The sequence below is a fragment of the Pantoea sp. UBA4549 genome, from assembly GCF_002387285.1.
GTDB lineage: Bacteria > Pseudomonadota > Gammaproteobacteria > Enterobacterales > Enterobacteriaceae > Pantoea > Pantoea borealis.
Genome location: NZ_DGLH01000006.1, coordinates 247,853 through 266,942, shown reverse-complemented (window position 1 = coordinate 266,942; position 19,090 = coordinate 247,853). Strand labels below are relative to the sequence as shown.

Genomic DNA, 19,090 nt, shown 5'->3' with positions numbered 1-19,090 from the left:
ACTGGCGGGATGCGCAGCGGTCAGCTACGCTTTTTCTCCACGCGGGGGGCGGGTTCTCTGGCCAGCAAAGAAACCAGCGCCGGGCCCACCAGCATCACGACGCCCAGGCAACCAATCAGCAGGTTGTTATGGAAAAAGCGTGAGATCAGAAACAGCGTCAGCATCGCTGCGCCAAAATAGTAAGTTGTGGTGACCTCTTCCAGAGTGTCACCCATACGGCGTAAACGGGCACTACGCTGCAGGGCCAGCATGGAGATAAACACCACTGCATAAGCTGCCACCAGGGTACTGCTCACTTCAACCAGTGCCTTGTGTTTCCAGCCCCAGACCAGTGCGGCAATCACCAGCAGATGCGTGGCGATGTGCAGACAGGTTTGACCGGTAACAATCTGAACACGATTAGACCATTTCATACTTTTCTCCTGGCAGACCCAACAGGTCGCCCAAGTGTATCTGACCGGAGCCAGACGGATTTCCTCAATGTAAAACAAATTTCAGATAACACCTTAATTTTCTCGCCCTGGCACCACCCGTTTGTGACAAAGACTACACTTTGTTCTATTCATGATGAAAAGGAGCGCGTCGCAGTATGCCACAAAACACGCAAGGATTTTCATTTAAAGTCCTGACGATCAATACCCATAAAGGTTTTACCACGTTTAATCGTCGCTTTATCCTGCCCGAATTACGCGACGCCGTACGCGCCACATCAGCGGATATCGTCTTTTTACAGGAGGTGATGGGCACCCATGCTATTCATGCCGCACAGATAGAAGCGTGGCCTGAAAACTCACATTATGAGTATCTGGCTGACACGATGTGGCGCGACTTCGCCTATGGCCGCAACGCGGTTTATCCTGAAGGCCATCACGGCAACGCGATATTGTCACGCTTTCCTATTGCTGAATATCAAAATCGCGACATATCTGTTGCTGGCAGCGAAAAGCGCGGCATGTTGCACTGTCAGATTACGCTGCCTGACCGGGCGCAGCCGCTGCATGTGATTTGTGTCCATCTCGGCCTGAAAGAGAAGCACCGGCTGATGCAGATGAAAATGATGTGTGACGTGATCAACGCACTGCCGGCAGATGCCCCGCTGGTGGTAGCCGGTGATTTCAACGACTGGCAGGTGCGCGCTAACCGTTTCCTGCAGCGCGGTGCCGGGCTGAAAGAGGTATTCAGCCTGAAAAATGGCCGTCCGGCACGCACCTTCCCTGCACGCTTTCCGCTATTGCGCCTCGATCGTATCTATATTCGTAATGCATCCGTCAGCCAGCCCTGGGCGCTGCCGGTCAAACCCTGGTCTCATCTGTCCGATCATGCGCCGCTGGCGGTGGAGATATTCCTATGAATTTCAACTGGCGTGACGGCAATCAGCTGCGCCTGCTGGAGAACGGCGAAGCGTTTTTTCCGCGCGTATCGGGCGCTATCCAGCGCGCCGAGCGCACGCTGCTGCTTGAAACCTTTATTCTTTTTGAAGATAACGTCGGCAAGGCGCTGCACCGTGACCTGCTGGCGGCGGCGCAGCGCGGCGTAAAAGTCGAAGTCATGGTAGATGGCTACGGCTCTCCCGATCTCTCCGATGATTTTGTTAATACGCTGACGGAGGCGGGCGTTCGGTTTATCTACTACGATCCGCGCCCGCTGGTCATGGGGATGCGTACCAATCTCTTTCGCCGTCTGCACCGTAAGATCGTGGTGATCGATGAGCAAATTGCCTTTGTTGGCGGCATTAATTTCTCGGCAGAGCACAACACCGATTACGGTCCGGAAGCGAAGCAGGATTATGCCGTTGAAGTAAAAGGACCGGTGGTGATCGATATCGCCCGCTTTGTCCAGATGGCGATGGGCAGCGATCAGATCACCCGCCGCTGGTGGGGGAAACCGTCAAAGCACGTGGCCGTTAATGCCCAGCCCGGCAGCGCGCAGGTGCTGTTTGTTTATCGTGATAATAATGAACATCGCGACGACATTGAGCAGCACTATCTGGATATGCTGCGTAAAGCCAAACGCGATGTGATCATCGCCAACGCCTATTTTTTTCCTGGTTATCGTCTGCTGCGCGAGATGCGTAACGCTGCCCGGCGCGGGGTGCGCGTGCGGCTGATAGTACAGGGTGAGCCCGATATGCCGATCGTAAAAGTAGGGGCCGAGCTGCTCTATAACTATCTGGTGGATGGCGGTGTGGAGGTGTATGAGTATTGCCGCCGTCCGCTGCATGGCAAGGTCGCGGTGCAGGATCAGCACTGGACCACGGTGGGCTCCAGTAACCTCGATCCGCTCAGCCTGTCGCTGAATCTTGAAGCCAACCTGATAATTTACGACCGCACATTTAACCAGACGCTGCGCGATAATCTGGAAGGCCTGATCCAGCATGACTGCGTGCGCGTTCAGGATGACAAACTGCCGCCGCGTAACTGGTGGCAGTTAACCAAAGGCGTCATTGTCTTCCACTTTCTGCGCCACTTCCCGGCCATTGCGGGCTGGCTGCCTGCACATACGCCTCAGCTGTCCCAGGTCTCTCCTCCGGTCCAGCCAGAGATGGAGACGCAGGATCGGGTGGAAGCCAATAACGAAGGAGCAAAATCCTGATGAGCAAAAAGAACCCGAAGTGGCGGCTGGCGAAAAAGATCCTGACGTGGCTCTTTTTTATCGCCGTGATCGTTTTGCTGGTGATTTATGCGCGTAAAGTCAACTGGGAGGATGTCTATAAAGTCATTACCGGCTACAACCGCTATGTGGTGCTGGGCGCGGCCGGGCTGGTGGTGGTCAGTTATATTACCTATGGCCTGTACGATCTGATTGGCCGCGTCTACTGCGGTCATAAGCTATCGAAGCGGCAGGTGATGCTGGTGTCGTTTATCTGCTACGCCTTTAACCTGACGCTCAGTACCTGGGTGGGCGGTGTCGCCATGCGCTACCGCCTATATTCACGCCTGGGCCTTTCAGGCAGCACCATTACCCGCATTTTTTCACTGAGCATTGCCACTAACTGGCTTGGCTATATTTTGCTGGGCGGCGTGGTGTTTGTCTCCGGCATGGTGCCGATTCCGCCGCGCTGGTTTATTGGTGAAGGCACGCTGCGTATCATCGGTGGTGCACTGCTGCTGCTGACAGCGGTCTACCTCTGGGCCTGCGCCTTTGCGAAAAAGCGGCAGTGGACGGTGAAGGGCCAGCGGCTGCAGCTGCCTTCACTGCGTATGGCGCTGTTTCAGTTTGCCGTCTCCTGCGCGAACTGGATGGTGATGGGCACCATTATCTGGCTGCTGCTGATGCGCGAAGTGGATTATCCCATCGTGCTGGGCGTGCTGCTGATCAGCAGTATTGCCGGGGTGATTATTCATATTCCGGCGGGTATCGGCGTGCTGGAAGCGGTGTTTCTGGCCCTGCTGAGCGGACAGCACGCTTCACATGGTGAAATTATCGCCGCGCTGCTTGCCTACCGCGTCCTCTACTTTATTCTGCCGCTGCTGCTGGCGCTGGTGCTGTATCTCTGGCTGGAGAGCCGGGCGAAGCATCTGCGACATAAAAATCAGCAGAAAATGGCAGAGCAGTAACTGCAGCTGACGGGATGAAAAACGGGGGCGCATCGCTGCGCCCCCGGTCACATTAAACGCGGCGTGTTAACGACGGTTGCCGAAAATCCGCAGCAGCATCAGAAACAGATTGATGAAGTCGAGATAGAGCGTCAGCGCGCCCATGATAGAGTAGCGGCGTAAATTTTCGCTATCGCGGGCATCAATGTTTTCGCCCACCGCTTTCAGCTTCTGCGTGTCATAAGCGGTCAGCCCCACAAACACCACCACGCCGATATAGGTAATGGCCCACATCAGCGCCGGGCTCTTCAGCCAGAAGTTCACCAGCGACGCCAGCACGATACCAATCAGCGCCATAAACAGCAGACTGCCGATACGGCTCAGATCGCGTTTAGTGGTGTAGCCGTAAAAGCTCATCGCCCCAAACATTCCGGCGGTAACAAAAAAGGTGCTGGCGATAGACGAGTAGGTGTAAACGAGAAAAATACTCGCCATGGTCAGACCGGTCAGCGCCGAATAGAGCATAAACAGCGCGGTCGCCACGGCCCCGCTCATGCGCTGTACCAGGCCTGACAGCACAAAGACCAGCGCCAGCTGCGCGATGATCAGGCCAAAGAAGGTGATACGGTTAGCAAACACCAGCTCCATCACCGCGGGGGTACGTGCGGCAAACCAGGAGACAAACGCGGTAAGCAGCAGGCCGCAGGTCATCCAGCCATAGACCTGAGCCATATAAGCCTGCAGCCCGGCTGACGCTGGCTGCACAAACGAATCATTACGTGGATATCGATCCATGATGCACCTCTCAAATAAAAATTACAGGGTCAGTGTGAAGTGTATACCATGCCGCTTCAACGGCGCGTCATACACTGCTGATATCGGCTATTAACCCGCTGGGCAAACCACGCGGTGGTCAGATTGCGGGTGATTTTCGGGCTCTCCAGTTTGATCCCCGGCAGCATTTCGCGCGGCACCCGCTTGCCCGCCATTTTGTCAGCCAGAATAAAAGTCTGTTTCCATAACGTTGTGTCGCTGAAGCCCGCCGTGTCCCCTTTTTCCAGATCGCGGCGAATTTCCCGGTCGCTCATATCCAGGCGTTTACCCAGCGTACGTACCGCCAGCTCAGTCGAGCCCGCCTGCTCGCTGCCGTAATTGATCAGATCGCCATCCAGCGCCAGACGAATACCGCTGGCGCGCGCAATCGCGGCCTGAAACGCCGCGTTGCGGCTGGCATACCAGCCTGCGTTAAAGTCGGCGAAACGATAGAGGGGCTGACTATAGTCCGCCGGGTAGCCCAGCAGATGCTTCGTGCCAAACCAGATCCCTCCGCGCTGGCTGAACACCTCGCGCCGGATTGAGCCATCGATAGCATACGGGTAGCCCTGCGCATGCGCCTCGGCAAAGGCAACGCTCACCTGCATTGGTCCGCCGGTGTGTACCGGATTCAGCTTGCCAAACAGCGTCTGCCCCATCGGCACCATATCGATAAAATCATCAAAAATGGCGCTCAGCTCTTTTTCACTGCGCACCTTGTCCAGCCGCGCGGCGTAGCTCTGCCCGTTTGAGGATTTAATCAGCAGTGCAGTCCGCACCAGAAAGGCCGGAACATGCAGCTTTGCGGCCCGCCGGTCAATCTCGCCCCAGGCAATTTTGGGTAATCCGGGCACGTTAGCATCCGCGCTGAAATTGGACTCCTGCCCGGCCACGGCAATCACCGCGCACAGATTGCTGGCGCTGGGATCGAGCTGCTGGACACGAAAAGCGGTATAAATGTCATCAGCCCAGGCTGATTTTTGCGTCACGTAACCGGGCAGCAGCTGCTGGATCTGCGCTTTGACATCCGCGGGCTGGCGCGCCGGCGCCTGCGGCTCTTTTTTACTGCTGCAGCCGGCCACGATCAGCGCGGTCAGCAGAAGCGCGCCGCGGCGTAAGAAGGTTGGTTTCATCCTGCTCCCTGATAAGAAAAAGCGTGCCTCAGGCACGTTGCGGGCGTGAGGCTGTCAGCCCCCGCCCTGTCCGTTATGAGTCCCAGCGCGCCGCTGCCTGATGGTCACTGTCGCGTGCATCCACCCAGCGATCCCCCTCCGGGGTGGCTTCGCGCTTCCAGAACGGCGCGCGGGTTTTAAGATAATCCATAATAAACTCTGCCGCCGCAAACGCGCTGCCGCGGTGTGCGCTGCTGACGCCTACCAGCACAATCTCATCGCCGGGAAAAAGCTCGCCCACGCGATGGATCACCGTGATCTGCTGTAATGGCCAGCGCTGCCGGGCAGCTTCAGCAATTTCCGCCAGCGCTTTTTCCGTCATGCCCGGATAGTGCTCCAGCGTCAGTGCCGCCACGTCAGCGCCCAGGTTGTGATTGCGCACTTTACCGGTGAAGGTCACGATAGCGCCATCCCGATCGTCTGCGGCCAGCAGCCGGTACTCGGCTCCTGTATCAAACGGCTCGCGTCCGACGCGAATACGGGTTGTCATGATTAACCTCCGGTGACCGGCGGGAAAAAGGCCACTTCATCCCCTGCCTGCAGCGGATGGGTCATAGGGACCAGCGTCTGATTAACCGCGGCCAGCAGCCTGCCCGACTCCAGCGCCAGCGCCCAGCGATCGCCGCGCTGCGCCAGCGCATCACGCAGTGCCGCCACGTCGGGATAGGTTTCCGTCAGCGTCAGCTCGCTGGTGCCGGTCAGCTCGCGCACCTGGGCAAAGAACAGGACGTTAATCATGGCTGGCCGCCTTAAAATCACCTGATTTACCACCGCTTTTGCTCAGCAGGCGCAGCTGATCGATCACGATATCTTTCTGTACCGCTTTGCACATGTCATAGATGGTCAGCGCCGCTACAGAGGCCGCCGTCAGCGCCTCCATTTCCACACCGGTTTTACCGCTCAGGCGGCAGCGCGAAGTGACGCGCACCCGGCTCTGTGCCGGTTCCGCTTCCAGCGTCACTTCCACTTTACTCAGCATCAGCGGATGACAGAGCGGTATCAGCTCCCAGGTGCGCTTTGCGGCCTGAATGCCGGCGATGCGGGCAGTGGCAAAGACGTCGCCTTTATGATGGCTGCCTTCCATGATCATCTGCAGCGTGGCGGGTGACATCAGCACCAGCGCCTCCGCCTGCGCTTCGCGCACGGTTTCGTTTTTACCGGAGACATCGACCATGTGCGCTTCGCCAGCGGCGTTAATATGTGTTAACTGATTCATACAGTGACTTTCTTCAGGTGAGAGACAAAATTACAGGGCCGGGTGCGCGCATCCAGCTGATCGGCGATGATGCGTTCCCAGCCGCAGCGGCAGGCGCTGGTGGACCCAGGCAGAGCAAATATCAGGGTCTGATTAGCGAGGCCGGCAACGGCACGCGACTGCAGCGTTGCGCTACCGATATCTTCATAAGAGAACATGCGGAACAGTTCGCCAAAGCCGTCAATTTCACGATCAAACAGCGGCAGCAGCGCTTCCGGGGTACTGTTTTTACTGTTAAAACCGGTACCGCCGTTCACAATCACCACCTGAATATCGTCGCTGGCGATCCAGCGCGACACCGTGGCGCGGATGCGGTAGCGATTGTCAGGCAGAATAGCGTGGTCCACCACCTGGTGCCCCGCGTCAGCAAGCGCCTCGCGCAGATAATCACCTGAGGTGTCGCTGGCCGCATCGCGGCTGTCGGATATGGTCAGCACCGCGGCAGACAGGGCGGTAAATTCGCCGGTTGGTTTAGCCATGGCTGTAACTCCTGTGTTTAGCCACCAATGAAAGAGAGATTTTGCGTAATACCGGTCTGGCCCTGATGCAGAAAATGCGTCTGCTTTTTCTGGCCAAGACTGTGGGCGATACGCGCCTGCAGCTCGCCCTGCTGTGCATCGGAAGCGAGCAGATCGCGCAGCTCTACCCCGCCGTCGCCAAACAGACAGAGGTGCAGTTTTCCGGTGGCTGAGACGCGCAGCCGGTTGCAGCTGGCACAGAAATCTTTTTCATACGGCATAATCAGACCCACCTCACCCTGATAGTCAGGATGACGAAATACCTGCGCCGGTCCGTCGCTGCGGCCGCGCGGCTGGCGCTGCCAGCCCTGCATGATTAGCCGATCGCGGATCACCTCACCGGAGATATGGTGACGCCGGAACAGATCGCCTCCTTCGCCGGTCTCCATCAGCTCAATAAAGCGCAGCTGGATCGGACGCGTGCGGATCCAGGCCAGAAACGTATCCAGACTCTGGCTGTTGACATCGCGCATCAGCACGCTGTTGACTTTGACTTTTTCAAATCCGGCGTCAAACGCGGCGTCGATGCCGGCCATGACTTCAGCAAATTTATTCTGCCCGGTAATGGCATGAAACTGCCGCGCATCCAGACTGTCCACGCTGACGTTGATGTGGGTCAGCCCTGCATCGCGCCATGACTGAACGTCACGCGCCATCCGGTAGCCGTTGGTGGTCACCGCGATCTGTCGCAGCGCGGCGTTTTCACGCACGGCAGCAATGATGTCGGTAAAGTCGCGGCGCATTGAGGGTTCGCCACCGGTAAGGCGGATTTTTTCCGTTCCCGCAGCGGTAAAGGCGCGGGTTACCCGGCGGATCTCATCCAGCGAAAGAAAGCTCTTGTTGCGGGTACTGCCAGGTTTATAGCCATCCGGCAGACAGTAAGTACAACGGAAATTACATACATCCGTGATCGACAGGCGCAAATAATAGAAGCTACGCGCCCAGGCATCTGTAAATTGTGGCACCTTAACACCTTTCCAAAGTCGGGAGATGCAGGCATTTCTTTCTGCACCCTGGCAGCATTACGCTGCGGCCAGGCGGCCCTATCATTTGACTTAGGCGCGCAAGGCTTAAGAGTTTGTTGTCATTGAGGACAACGCGGTCTCTGGATGGTAGCGTGCTTTGCGTCAGTCAGCCAGTCACTGCGTGCGTTGTATAATATGATATATAGCGATTTTTAACGGCATTATCGCAGCAGAATAGGCTAAACTGCGCCACATGACGCTGCCTTCCGGCAGCAGAAATCAGCTTTTTGAGCGCAGTAAATCAGGTAAGGAGCAGCATGAATCGAACGCTGGCAGATTTGGATCGCGTGGTGGCACTGGGCGGCGGGCACGGCCTGGGCCGCGTGATGTCAGCGCTGGCACCGCTGGGTTCGCGTCTCACTGGTATTGTGACCACCACGGATAATGGCGGCTCTACCGGACGTATCCGCCGTTCAGAAGGCGGTATCGCCTGGGGAGACATGCGCAACTGTCTTAATCAGCTGATTACCGAACCGAGCGTGGCTTCCGCGATGTTTGAATATCGCTTTGCCGGTAACGGCGAGCTGGCGGGGCATAATCTGGGTAACCTGATTCTGAAAGCGCTGGACCATCTCAGCGTGCGCCCGCTGGAAGCGATTAACATTATCCGCAATCTGCTCAAGGTTGATGCGTTTCTTATCCCGATGTCGGAGCAGCCAGTGGATCTGGTGGCACAGGATGCAGAAGGCAATATGGTTTATGGCGAAACTGCGATTGATGAGATGCGGCAGGCCCCTCAGACGCTGATGCTGCATCCGGCCGTTAATCCCACCCGCGAAGCGCTGGACGCCGTGGCAGAAGCCGATCTGATCCTGATTGGTCCGGGCAGTTTTTACACCAGCCTGATGCCGATTTTGCTGATGGAAGAGATGGCGCGCGCGCTACGTCGTACGCCTGCCACCATGGTCTTTATTGGCAACCTTGGACGCGAGCTCAGCCCGGCGGCAGCCCGCCTTAGCGTGGCAGATAAGCTGGCCATTATGGAACAGGCGATTGGTAAACGGGTCATTGATGCCGTGGTCATCAGCCCGACCGCCGACACGCAGGGTCTGGCACAGCGCGTTATTGTACAGGAGCCGCTGGAGGCCGAGGATATCCGTTACCGTCACGATCGGCAGCTGCTGCGTCTGGCGCTGGAGCACGCCATTCAGGCGCTGTAAGCGCGCCATTCAGGCGCTGTAAGCGCGCCAGGGCCGCATGAATGCGGCCCCTACGGGAGATTCGCGCAGGCGTGCCATTCATGGTGCCCTGATCATGTATAAAACCCGCGGAATTTACGCAGGGGCGCCATTCATGGCGCCCTGATCACGTATAAATACGATGGTGCCTGGATTCGCCAGGGCCGCATGAATGCGGCCCCTACGGGAGATTTGCGCAGGGGCGCCATTCATGGTGCCCTGATCACGTATAAAACCCGCGGAATTTACGCAGGGGCGCCATTAATGGCGCCCTGGCTGCGTATAAATACGGTGGTGCCTGGATTCGCCAGGGCCGCATGAATGCGGTCCCTACGGAATGCGGTCCCTGCGGAATGCGGTCCCTGCGGAGTGCGGCCCCTGCGCAATGCGGCACCGGTAAGGCTCTGCTGTGCCGGTCAGGAAGCGGCGATAAACAGTTCGCGCAGTTCGTGCAGACGGTCGCGCAGGCTGGCGGCTTCTTCAAATTCCAGGTTTTGCGCATGCTGCTGCATCTGCGCTTCCAGTTCGTGAATTTTCTTCTGCATCGCCTGTGGCGTAAGCGCCAGGTAATCGGCATCATTCTCTGCCGCCGTGCGCGTGGCCGTTTTACCCTTGCCGCGGGTTTTCACCACGTTTTTGCCCAGCTCAAGAATATCCGTGATCTTTTTATTCAGCCCCTGCGGCACAATGCCGTGCTCAGTGTTGTAGCGCTCCTGCTTCTCACGGCGGCGCTCAGTCTCTTCAATTGCGCGCGCCATAGAGGGCGTGATCTTATCAGCATAAAGAATCGCTTTACCGTTCACGTTACGTGCAGCACGGCCAATCGTCTGGATCAGTGAACGCTCTGAGCGCAGGAAGCCCTCTTTATCGGCGTCCAGAATCGCTACCAGAGAAACCTCCGGCATATCGAGTCCTTCACGCAGCAGGTTGATCCCTACCAGCACGTCAAATTCACCCAGGCGCAGGTCGCGAATAATCTCCATGCGCTCAACGGTGTCGATATCAGAGTGCAGATAGCGCACCTTCTCACCGTGCTCTTCAAGGTATTCGGTGAGATCTTCGGCCATACGCTTTGTCAGCGTCGTTACCAGCACGCGCTCGTTAATCTCTACGCGCTTACGGATCTCAGACAGCAGGTCATCCACCTGTGTACCCACCGGGCGCACCTCAAGGATCGGATCGAGCAGGCCTGTCGGACGCACCACCTGATCGATCACTTCCGTGCCCGATTTTTCCAGCTCATATTTACCCGGCGTGGCTGACACATAAATGGTCTGCGGGGCCAGCGCCTCAAACTCCTCAAACCGAAGCGGACGGTTATCCAGCGCGGAAGGCAGACGGAAACCGTACTCCACCAGCGTCTCTTTACGCGCGCGGTCGCCACGATACATGCCGCCGATCTGCGGAATGGTCACGTGCGACTCATCCACCACCAGCAGACCGTCGGCAGGCAGATAGTCAAACAGGGTCGGCGGCGCTTCACCCGGCCCGCGCCCCGAGAGATAACGGGAATAGTTTTCGATCCCCGAGCAGTAACCCAGCTCATTCATCATCTCCAGGTCAAACTGGGTGCGCTGCGTAATACGCTGCTCTTCCAGCAGCTTGTTGTTTTCCAGCAGCACTTTGCGGCGCAGGGCCAGCTCATCTTTGATCTCTTCCATCGCCTGCAGGATACGTTCACGCGGCGTAACGTAGTGCGTTTTGGGATAGATAGTAAAACGCGGGATCACTGACTCAATTTGCCCGGTAAGCGGATCAAACAGTGACAGCCGCTCGACCTCTTCATCAAACAGCTCCACCCGCAGAGCGATATCATCAGATTCCGCCGGGAAGATATCGATCACCTCCCCGCGCACGCGGAACGTACCGCGCTGAAACGCCTGATCGTTACGCGCATACTGCAGCTCAGCCAGACGCCGTAAAATACTGCGCTGATCGATGATCATGCCGCGCGTCAGGTGCAGCATCATTTTCAGATAGAGATCGGGATCGCCAAGACCATAAATCGCTGAGACCGACGCCACCACAATCACATCACGCCGTTCCAGCATCGCTTTGGTAGCAGAGAGACGCATCTGCTCAATGTGCTCGTTCACCGCCGCATCTTTTTCGATAAAGGTGTCAGAACTCGGCACATAGGCTTCAGGCTGATAGTAGTCATAGTAAGAAACAAAGAATTCCACGGCGTTATCCGGAAAAAACTCTTTCATCTCCCCATAGAGCTGCGCCGCCAGCGTTTTATTGGGCGCCAGAACCATCGTCGGCCGGTTGAGGTCGGCAATCACGTTGGCAACGGTAAAGGTTTTGCCCGAACCCGTTACGCCGAGCAGGGTCTGATGCGCAAGGCCATCTTCCAGCCCCTCCTCCAGACGGCGGATCGCTTCAGGCTGATCGCCTGAAGGCTTAAAGGCGGAGTTAAGTTTAAAGGCTTTGCTCATGATTTCAGAATTCCTGCTGAAGAAAAGGGCTGGCAGGCTGATAATTCTACTCTGCTATGGCGATTTTGCCAGAAAAAAACACTGGATATATTTACAGATAAACGCCACGATGTACCTTCAGCCTGTGGCATCGCTTCAGAGGCATTAAAGCGGCCGCTGGCTAAAATATGTCGCGCAAGGTTATCCCCAGGCGAGCCGGGCTTTTAACAATTGTCAAGAGAACGTCATCAAAATGCAGCGATAAACTTCAGCGGACATTTTGCAGGCTTGCTTTTAAACAACATACTGAATTTATTGAATATACCTCAAAAGCCCAGTTTCGCAGCATAATGTATCCAGGCCGCGTATTTCCTCGCTTGCGCCCGGTTTTCAGTCGCTAATACACAAGGTTATCCACAGGAATGGTGGATAAGTGAAGCCAGCCCCACGCCCGCAGGCTGTGTATAAAAAATCCCGGCCCGTTCTGCGCTAACAAAAAAATTTTTTTTATGATTATTTTTCCAGCAAGGGCGGCGGGATTAACTATTCTTTTTTGATTCCACAGTGCCGCTACGCCTGGGCCGCGCTGTTTTCCTGCCTTATGCCACTGCTTTATTAATGAACAGATGCACCAGAAAAGTTTAGTAATCAGCACTGTCAAAGTGCAGTGGCTTAATCACCTGCTTTCACAGTTAAGTTTTTCTGATGTTTAAGGCACCGTTGCAGGTATTTGTTAACGCCACACATGCGGAATGATCGATCTGGCCCGCTGCTTGCATCTCTCCTGTTGCGGCAGAACATGCAGGTTTAACAGGGACCCCCTGATGTCTGATACCACCGCGTCACGTTTAATCTGTTACTGCATGCCAGACGACACAGAGCGGGTGCATTCAGGCTAATTATCTGTAAGGAGAAGATCAGATGCTGAGTTTACGTTCGGTGAATCAGTTTTATGGCCAGAACCAGATGCTGTGGGATGTCGATCTTGATCTGCCTCCGGGATCCTGCACCGGCGTGCTGGGCAGTCCGGGAATGGGGAAAACCACGCTGGTCAACTGCATTATGGGCCATCTGCCGGTTAACAGCGGCTCTATCTGCTGGCAGGAAGCGGGTTATCCACCGGAGGATCTGCTGCTGCAGCCCGCTATGCAGCGGGCGCGGATGGGCATCGGGTATGTGCCGCAAAAGCGCCATATCTTTACGCAGATGAGCGTTGAGGACAATCTGCTGATTGCCCTGCTGGCGGCTGAGGATGAGCGCAATCGCGCTATTCCGGAGAGTGTGTTTGACCTGTTTCCTGCGCTCTATACCCTGCGCCATCAGCGCAGCGGCGATCTGCCGGTCAATCTGCAGCAGCAGCTGGCACTGGCACGTGCACTGGTGCTGAAACCGCGCCTGCTGATCCTCGATGAACCCACCGGTACGATGTCGCCCTGGCTGGAAGAGGAGACGGGCAACCTGATCCGGCGACTCAACCGGGAATATGGGCTGACTATCCTGCTGCTGGAACAGCACGTCTCCTTTATACGCCGCGTAGCCGACTACTTTCTGCTGCTGCATCGCGGGCGCAATGTGGCGCAGGGCCGCGTCGCGCAGCTGGATGATCTCACCGTTAGCAAATGGTTAGCGCCTGCCTGATGCCGTTTACACAAGGATTGCCGCTCACGGCAGCGTCAGATAGTGTCCGCACGTGGCCTGCTCCGCCGCCGACGCCAGCCAGGGGATTTCGCCCAGAAATGGCGCCCCGATGCGCTGGCGCAGCGAGGCGATATATTCGTGATGGCGTTTGCCCGGCGGCTGAATATCATTTGCGATCCAGCCTGCCAGCGGCACGCCGCTCGCCTTTATCGCCGCAGCGGTCAGCATGGCGTGATTAATACAGCCCAGCTTTACGCCCACCACCAGTATCACCGGCAGCTGCTCTGCGATAACCCAGTCTGCATATGTCTGTGTCTCAGAGAGCGGTGTGAACCAGCCGCCCGCGCCCTCAACCAGCAGCCATTCCGCCTGCGTTTCCAGCGCGCGCAGGCCCGCTGAGAGCTGTGCAAAGTCGATCGGCCTGCCCTCTTCTGCGCTTACGATATGCGGCGAGGTCGGCTCCATGAATGCCAGCGGGTTAACCTGCTCATAGCGCAGCGGCACGCTGCTGTAGCGCTGCAGCGCCAGCGCATCGCTGTTGCGCACGCCTTCCGCCGTCATTTCACAGCCTGAGGCGACCGGTTTGTAACCTGCGGTACGCAGCCCGGCAGCGCTGGCCGCCTGCAGCAGCGCCCCGCTGGCAACTGTTTTTCCCACTTCGGTATCCGTTCCGGTGATAAACCAGCGTTTCATTTTTGCAACACTCCATACATCAGGTGATAAGTAAGACGATAGCCCTGTTCATCCTGCGGCCAGTGCCGCTCAAGCTGCGCCAGCTGCTGGCGCGTCAGCACACTGTTGCTGCGCCCGTCGTGCAGATGCGTGGCACCAATTCCCTTCAGCGAACGCATCGCGCTCAGCGCATCAGGAAAGTGCAGCGTAATGATCTGCTGCGTGCTGCGCAGCGGCTGCGCGCGCGCGGCTGCGACAATATCACCGGCCTGAAGAAAGCGATTGGCGTGACGGCGCGAATCTATCGCTGCCCATGCGCTATCCACCTCCGGCAGCGATCCCGCCAGCAGCGTTGAAAAAAGCGCGGTGCCTCCGGGCCGCAGCACGCGACAAAATTGCTGCAGAGCCGTGCTCAGATTGCTGCTCCACTGCACCGCCAGGTTGCTCCAGACGCCATCCACGCTGCCTTCAGCCAGCGGCAGCTGGTCGATATCACCCTGCAGATAATCGTGCGCCGATCGCTGCGCGCGCGCGGCGGCCAGCATGGGTAAAGAGAGATCGAGCGCGGTCACCGTACGCCCGCGATCGCGCCAGTACCGGCTGTACCAGCCGGTGCCGCAGCCGGCATCCAGCAGGTGCGGCCCGAATCCGGCAGGCGCGCAGGCGAGCAGCGCATCGCCGCTCAGGCGCTGCAGCGCAGCGTGCTGCTCATAGTGCGGTGCAGCACGGCCAAACGCCTGTGCCACCGCCTGCTTGTTAACCTGCAGCGTCATACAGCGCCTCCAGCAGCGCGTCGATATCTTCCGGCTCATGCGCCGCCGTCAGGGTGATGCGCAGCCGTGCCGTACCGGGCGGCACGGTCGGCGGACGAATGGCGCTGACCCAGCACCCCGCCTGCGCCAGTCGCTGCGAAAGCGCCAGCGCAGCCGCGTTTTCACCGACAATCAGCGGCTGAATGGCATTCTCTGAGGCGGGCAGCACCCACGGCAGCTGCGCCGCGCCGGCGCGAAAGCGACGGATGTTTGCCTGCAGGCGTGCCCGCAGCGCATCGCCCTGCTGCACCTGCTGCAGCGCCGCCAGCAGCGCCCAGCACTGCGCTGGCGGCATGGCGGTGGAATAAATAAGGTGCCGCGAAAACTGCTCAACGTAGTCGGCGGTAGCCTCATCGCACAGCAGCGCCGCGCCGCTGACGCCAAAACCTTTGCCAAACGTCACCACCAGCAGCTCGGGTTTCACCTGCTGCTGCCAGCAGCTGCCGCGCCCCTGCTCACCGCTAATGCCAATGCCGTGAGCATCATCCACCAGCAGCCAGCTATCCGCAGCCCGGGTCGCCGCAGCAATCTCTGCCAGCGGTGCGCTGTCGCCATCCATGCTGAAAACACCTTCGGTGACCACCAGCGTGGCGCCCGCTCCCGGCTGCGCCAGCAGCTTTTGCAGACTTGCCGGCTGATTATGGGCAAAACGACGCAGCGTGGCCGGGCTGTGACTGGCAGCATCCAGCAGCGACGCGTGCGCCAGTTTGTCCGCCACGATGCGGTCCTGCTTCTGCGCCAGCAGATGAACAATCGCCTGGTTGGCGGCAAAGCCGGAGATAAACAGCAGCGCACGTGAATAGCCGAGCCAGCCTGCCAGCTGCTGCTCCAGCTCCGCATGATAGCGACTGTAGCCGGTCACATGACCCGACGCCCCCGCTCCTGCTCCCGCCTGCGCCGCGCCCTGCTGCCAGGCCGCAATCACCGCCGGATGCCGGCTCAGCCCGAGATAATCGTTGCCGGAAAAGTGACGATAGCGCTGTCCGTCCAGGGTGATTTCCCGCACGCTGTTCTGCTCAATACAGCGCCGGTAGCGCCAGCCATCTGCGTCCCGGCGCGCCTGCAGCGCCTGAGTGATACGTTCAGACCACATTCACACCGCCGCGTTGTAAAACTGCGGCGTATCGGCCTGAACCAGCTGCGCCTGCAGCTGATGCTGCTGTTCGTTATCTCCCGCTGCGGTTGCGGTATGTTCCGGATTCAGGCCCAGCTTGCGGAACAGGATCAGATCTTTATCTTCTTCCGGATTGGGCGTGGTCAGCAGTTTGCAGCCATAGAAAATGGAGTTAGCACCCGCCATAAAACACATCGCCTGCGTCTGCTCGCTCATCTGCTCACGGCCTGCTGACAGACGCACGTGTGAGGAAGGCATCATGATGCGCGCTACCGCGATAGTGCGAATAAAATCAAACGGCTCCACATCTTCGTTATCCGCCATTGGCGTGCCTTTGACCTTGACCAGCATGTTGATCGGCACGCTCTCGGGCGGCACCGGCAGGTTTGCCAGCTGCACCAGCAGTCCGGCGCGATCCGTCACCGTTTCACCCAGACCGACAATGCCGCCGGAGCAGACTTTGATACCGGCCCCGCGCACTTTATCCAGCGTATCGAGACGCTCCTGGTAGGTACGGGTCGTGATGACGCTGCCGTAAAATTCCGGTGAGGTATCCAGGTTATGGTTGTAGAAATCGAGTCCGGCCTCTGCCAGACGCTGTGCCTGGTTCTGTTCCAGCGTCCCCAGCGTCATGCAGGTTTCCATGCCGAGCGCTTTCACGCCCTGCACCATCTGCTCCAGATAAGGCATATCGCGTTCGTGCGGGTTTTTCCATGCGGCGCCCATGCAGAAACGGCTGGAGCCGGCCGCTTTAGCTTTACGCGCCGAGGCGAGCACCGCCTCCACCTCCATCAGCCGTTCTGACTCCAGTCCGGTTTTGTAGCGCGCGCTCTGCGGGCAATATTTACAATCTTCCGGGCAGGCGCCGGTTTTAATCGACAGCAGCGTGCTGACCTGTACCTGACGCGGGTCAAAATGCTGGCGATGCACCTGCTGCGCTTCAAACATCAGTTCCAGAAAAGGTTTATCAAACAGGGCCTGGGCCTGAGCCAGTGTCCAGCGGTTAGCCATTACATACTCCAAAAAGGGGTTCATCCCGACAATGATCGTGGTTATACTTGTAAACTAAATCTTTTCAAAATGGTTTACAAGACAGATGTTCACGCCTGACGACCTCGATTTTGACCGCCAGCATATCTGGCATCCCTACACCTCAATGCGCGACCCGCTGCCCTGTTATCCGGTGGTGGCCGCCCAAGGTTGCCAGCTGCAGCTGGCAGATGGACGCGAGCTGGTTGACGGTATGTCATCATGGTGGGCGGCGATCCACGGCTACAATCATCCGCGTCTCAACCAGGCACTGCAGCAGCAGATGGCGCAGATGTCACACGTGATGTTCGGCGGTATTACCCATCCGGCAGCAGTCGCGCTGAGCCGTCAGCTGGTGGCGATGACGCCTGAAGCGCTGGAGTGCGTATTTCTGGCTGACTCCGGATCCATTGCGGTGGAAGTCGCCATGAAAATGGCGCTGCAGTACTGGCTCGGTCGCGGCGAGAGGCGCCAGACATTCCTGACGCTGAAGCGCGGCTATCACGGCGATACCTTTGCGGCGATGGCGGTATGCGATCCGGAAAACTCAATGCACAGCCTGTGGCGTGGCTATCTGCCGGAGCATCTGTTTGCCGCTGCGCCGCAGTGCGGTTTCACTGATGCATGGGATGACGCCGATTTCAGCGACTTTGCCCGGCTGGCGGAGCAGCACCACCGCGACATTGCTGCGGTGATCCTCGAACCGATTGTGCAGGGCGCGGGCGGGATGCGCTTTTACCATCCGCGCTATCTGCAGCAGGTACGGGCGCTGTGCGATCGCTACGGGCTGCTGCTGATCGCCGATGAGATCGCCACCGGCTTCGGCCGCAGCGGGAAACTGTTTGCCTGTGAGCACGCGGGCGTGACGCCCGACATTTTATGCCTCGGTAAAGCGCTGACCGGCGGGACGATGACGCTCGCCGCCACGCTGACCACGCGCGAGGTGGCTGACACCATCAGCCGCAGCGCCGCTGGCTGCTTCATGCATGGCCCGACCTTTATGGGCAACCCGCTGGCGTGCGCAGTTGCCGCTGAAAGCCTGGCCATGGTGGCGGAAGGAGAGTGGCAGACGCAGGTTGCGGCGATTGAGCAGCAGCTGCAGCGGGAGCTGCTGCCGCTGCAGCTGCATCCCGCCGTGGCGCAGGCGCGCGTGCTGGGTGCCATTGGCGTTATCGAAACGCATCAGCCGGTGAATATGGCCGCACTGCAGCAGTTCTTTGTTGAGCGCGGCGTCTGGATCCGCCCGTTTGGCCGGCTGATCTATCTGATGCCACCTTATCTGATTTCTGCGCAGGCGCTGAGCCAGCTCACCCGCGCCATTCGGGACGCGCTGGATCACGCTGGCCATTTTCAGCCCTGACGCCGCTGGTATCTGCTGCGCTTTTGCACCATGATGACCTTCCGCGATTAGTAAAAAAGGAGGAGTTATGCGCCTGTTTAGTCAGGATTTTAACGACGGCGATAAGATGCCAGAGCGCCACGTGTTTAACGGCATGGGTTATCAGGGCGATAACCTGTCGCCCCATCTCGCCTGGGATGAAGTGCCGGAAGGCACAAAGAGCTTTGTCGTCACCTGCTACGATCCCGATGCGCCCACCGGTTCCGGCTGGTGGCACTGGGTGGTAGCGAATATTCCGGCTGAGGTCACGGTGCTGCCGCAGGGCGCCGGTTCCGGCGTGGCAGAGCTGCCTGAAAGCGCCATCCAGACCCGTACCGACTTCGGCCAGACCGGCTACGGCGGCGCTGCACCGCCGCAGGGTGAATCACACCGCTACATTTTCAGCGTACACGCGCTGGATGTGGAGACGCTGGATGTGGATGAAGGCGCCAGTGGCGCAATGGTCGGCTTTAACGTGCATTTCCATGCGCTTGCCAGCGCATCGGTTACGGTGAAATACGCCTGATCGCGCC

The 19,090-nt window shown here is 58.2% G+C and carries 20 protein-coding genes and 1 riboswitch; of the genes, 7 read left to right on the top strand and 13 right to left on the bottom strand.

All coding sequences use genetic code 11. The features are described 5' to 3' along the window. Positions 1-20 precede the first annotated feature (20 nt). Positions 21-413, bottom strand: coding sequence for a YbhQ family protein (locus B3041_RS04660; protein ID WP_039383339.1), 393 nt, complete (start codon positions 411-413; stop codon positions 21-23). A 176-nt stretch (positions 414-589) separates the two neighbouring features. Between B3041_RS04660 and B3041_RS04655 the strand changes: the two genes are divergently transcribed. From B3041_RS04655 to B3041_RS04645, 3 genes are read left to right on the top strand one after another with little or no spacing between them, the layout of a single operon-like run. Further along, entirely contained in the window at positions 590-1,351 is a 762-nt protein-coding gene (locus B3041_RS04655) for an endonuclease/exonuclease/phosphatase family protein (protein ID WP_065649797.1), read from the top strand. Beyond that, the gene (gene clsB / locus B3041_RS04650) at positions 1,348-2,592 is read left to right on the top strand and encodes a cardiolipin synthase ClsB (protein ID WP_292969762.1); all 1,245 of its coding nucleotides are present in this window, start codon (positions 1,348-1,350) and stop codon (positions 2,590-2,592) included. Before B3041_RS04655 ends, clsB begins: the two co-directional genes overlap by 4 nt. Continuing rightward, entirely contained in the window at positions 2,592-3,557 is a 966-nt protein-coding gene (locus B3041_RS04645) for a lysylphosphatidylglycerol synthase domain-containing protein (protein ID WP_065649799.1), read from the top strand. The genes clsB and B3041_RS04645 overlap by 1 nt, the downstream gene beginning before the upstream one ends. A gap of 66 nt (positions 3,558-3,623) precedes the next feature. Here the strand turns inward: B3041_RS04645 and B3041_RS04640 are convergent, their stop codons facing one another. The 7 genes from B3041_RS04640 to moaA form a co-directional block, all read right to left on the bottom strand. Next, positions 3,624-4,331, bottom strand: coding sequence for a Bax inhibitor-1/YccA family protein (locus B3041_RS04640; RefSeq protein WP_039383334.1), 708 nt, complete (start codon positions 4,329-4,331; stop codon positions 3,624-3,626). A gap of 56 nt (positions 4,332-4,387) precedes the next feature. Next, positions 4,388-5,482, bottom strand: coding sequence for a DUF1615 domain-containing protein (locus B3041_RS04635; RefSeq protein WP_292969758.1), 1,095 nt, complete (start codon positions 5,480-5,482; stop codon positions 4,388-4,390). 73 nt (positions 5,483-5,555) lie between these two features. Next, a complete protein-coding gene (gene moaE / locus B3041_RS04630; RefSeq protein ID WP_065649801.1) occupies positions 5,556-6,011 on the bottom strand; it encodes a molybdopterin synthase catalytic subunit MoaE in 456 nt (151 codons plus the stop codon). Positions 6,012-6,013: 2 nt separating this feature from the next. Then, positions 6,014-6,259, bottom strand: coding sequence for a molybdopterin synthase sulfur carrier subunit (moaD, locus tag B3041_RS04625; RefSeq protein ID WP_065649802.1), 246 nt, complete (start codon positions 6,257-6,259; stop codon positions 6,014-6,016). Next, positions 6,252-6,737: a cyclic pyranopterin monophosphate synthase MoaC gene (gene moaC, locus B3041_RS04620; protein ID WP_065649803.1), complete on the bottom strand. Its 486-nt coding sequence runs from the start codon at positions 6,735-6,737 to the stop codon at positions 6,252-6,254. Before moaC ends, moaD begins: the two co-directional genes overlap by 8 nt. Next, a complete protein-coding gene (gene moaB / locus B3041_RS04615) occupies positions 6,734-7,255 on the bottom strand; it encodes a molybdenum cofactor biosynthesis protein B (protein WP_065649804.1) in 522 nt (173 codons plus the stop codon). The genes moaC and moaB overlap by 4 nt, the downstream gene beginning before the upstream one ends. Before the next feature lie 17 nt (positions 7,256-7,272). Then, positions 7,273-8,259 carry a GTP 3',8-cyclase MoaA gene (moaA, locus tag B3041_RS04610; protein ID WP_065649805.1) on the bottom strand — a complete coding sequence of 329 codons (987 nt, stop codon included), beginning with the start codon at positions 8,257-8,259 and terminating at the stop codon, positions 7,273-7,275. Further along, a riboswitch (molybdenum cofactor riboswitch) is annotated at positions 8,248-8,383 on the bottom strand. It overlaps the preceding gene by 12 nt. A 193-nt stretch (positions 8,384-8,576) precedes the next feature. On the opposite strand from moaA, the gene B3041_RS04605 reads away from it, so the two are divergent. Further along, on the top strand, positions 8,577-9,479 hold the full coding sequence (locus B3041_RS04605) for a gluconeogenesis factor YvcK family protein (RefSeq protein WP_065649806.1): 903 nt from the start codon (positions 8,577-8,579) through the stop codon (positions 9,477-9,479). Between the two features lie 434 nt (positions 9,480-9,913). Here B3041_RS04605 and uvrB read toward each other — a convergent pair whose 3' ends face one another. Next, positions 9,914-11,935: an excinuclease ABC subunit UvrB gene (uvrB, locus tag B3041_RS04600; RefSeq protein WP_065649807.1), complete on the bottom strand. Its 2,022-nt coding sequence runs from the start codon at positions 11,933-11,935 to the stop codon at positions 9,914-9,916. Between the two features lie 900 nt (positions 11,936-12,835). Between uvrB and B3041_RS04595 the strand changes: the two genes are divergently transcribed. Continuing rightward, positions 12,836-13,552, top strand: coding sequence for an ABC transporter ATP-binding protein (locus B3041_RS04595; RefSeq protein ID WP_065649808.1), 717 nt, complete (start codon positions 12,836-12,838; stop codon positions 13,550-13,552). Positions 13,553-13,576: 24 nt separating this feature from the next. Here the strand turns inward: B3041_RS04595 and bioD are convergent, their stop codons facing one another. The 4 genes from bioD to bioB are packed head-to-tail and all read right to left on the bottom strand — an operon-like array spanning position 13,577 to position 17,161. After that, positions 13,577-14,245: a dethiobiotin synthase gene (gene bioD / locus B3041_RS04590; protein WP_292969751.1), complete on the bottom strand. Its 669-nt coding sequence runs from the start codon at positions 14,243-14,245 to the stop codon at positions 13,577-13,579. Then, positions 14,242-14,997 carry a malonyl-ACP O-methyltransferase BioC gene (bioC, locus tag B3041_RS04585; protein WP_065649810.1) on the bottom strand — a complete coding sequence of 252 codons (756 nt, stop codon included), beginning with the start codon at positions 14,995-14,997 and terminating at the stop codon, positions 14,242-14,244. The genes bioD and bioC overlap by 4 nt, the downstream gene beginning before the upstream one ends. Next, positions 14,981-16,129, bottom strand: coding sequence for an 8-amino-7-oxononanoate synthase (gene bioF, locus B3041_RS04580; protein WP_292969748.1), 1,149 nt, complete (start codon positions 16,127-16,129; stop codon positions 14,981-14,983). The genes bioC and bioF overlap by 17 nt, the downstream gene beginning before the upstream one ends. After that, the gene (gene bioB, locus B3041_RS04575) at positions 16,130-17,161 is read right to left on the bottom strand and encodes a biotin synthase BioB (protein WP_065649812.1); all 1,032 of its coding nucleotides are present in this window, start codon (positions 17,159-17,161) and stop codon (positions 16,130-16,132) included. An 85-nt stretch (positions 17,162-17,246) separates the two neighbouring features. Between bioB and bioA the strand changes: the two genes are divergently transcribed. After that, positions 17,247-18,539, top strand: a complete 1,293-nt coding sequence (gene bioA, locus B3041_RS04570) for an adenosylmethionine--8-amino-7-oxononanoate transaminase (RefSeq protein WP_065649813.1) — start codon at positions 17,247-17,249, stop codon at positions 18,537-18,539. A gap of 67 nt (positions 18,540-18,606) precedes the next feature. Beyond that, positions 18,607-19,083, top strand: coding sequence for a kinase inhibitor (locus B3041_RS04565; protein ID WP_065649814.1), 477 nt, complete (start codon positions 18,607-18,609; stop codon positions 19,081-19,083). Positions 19,084-19,090 lie beyond the last annotated feature (7 nt).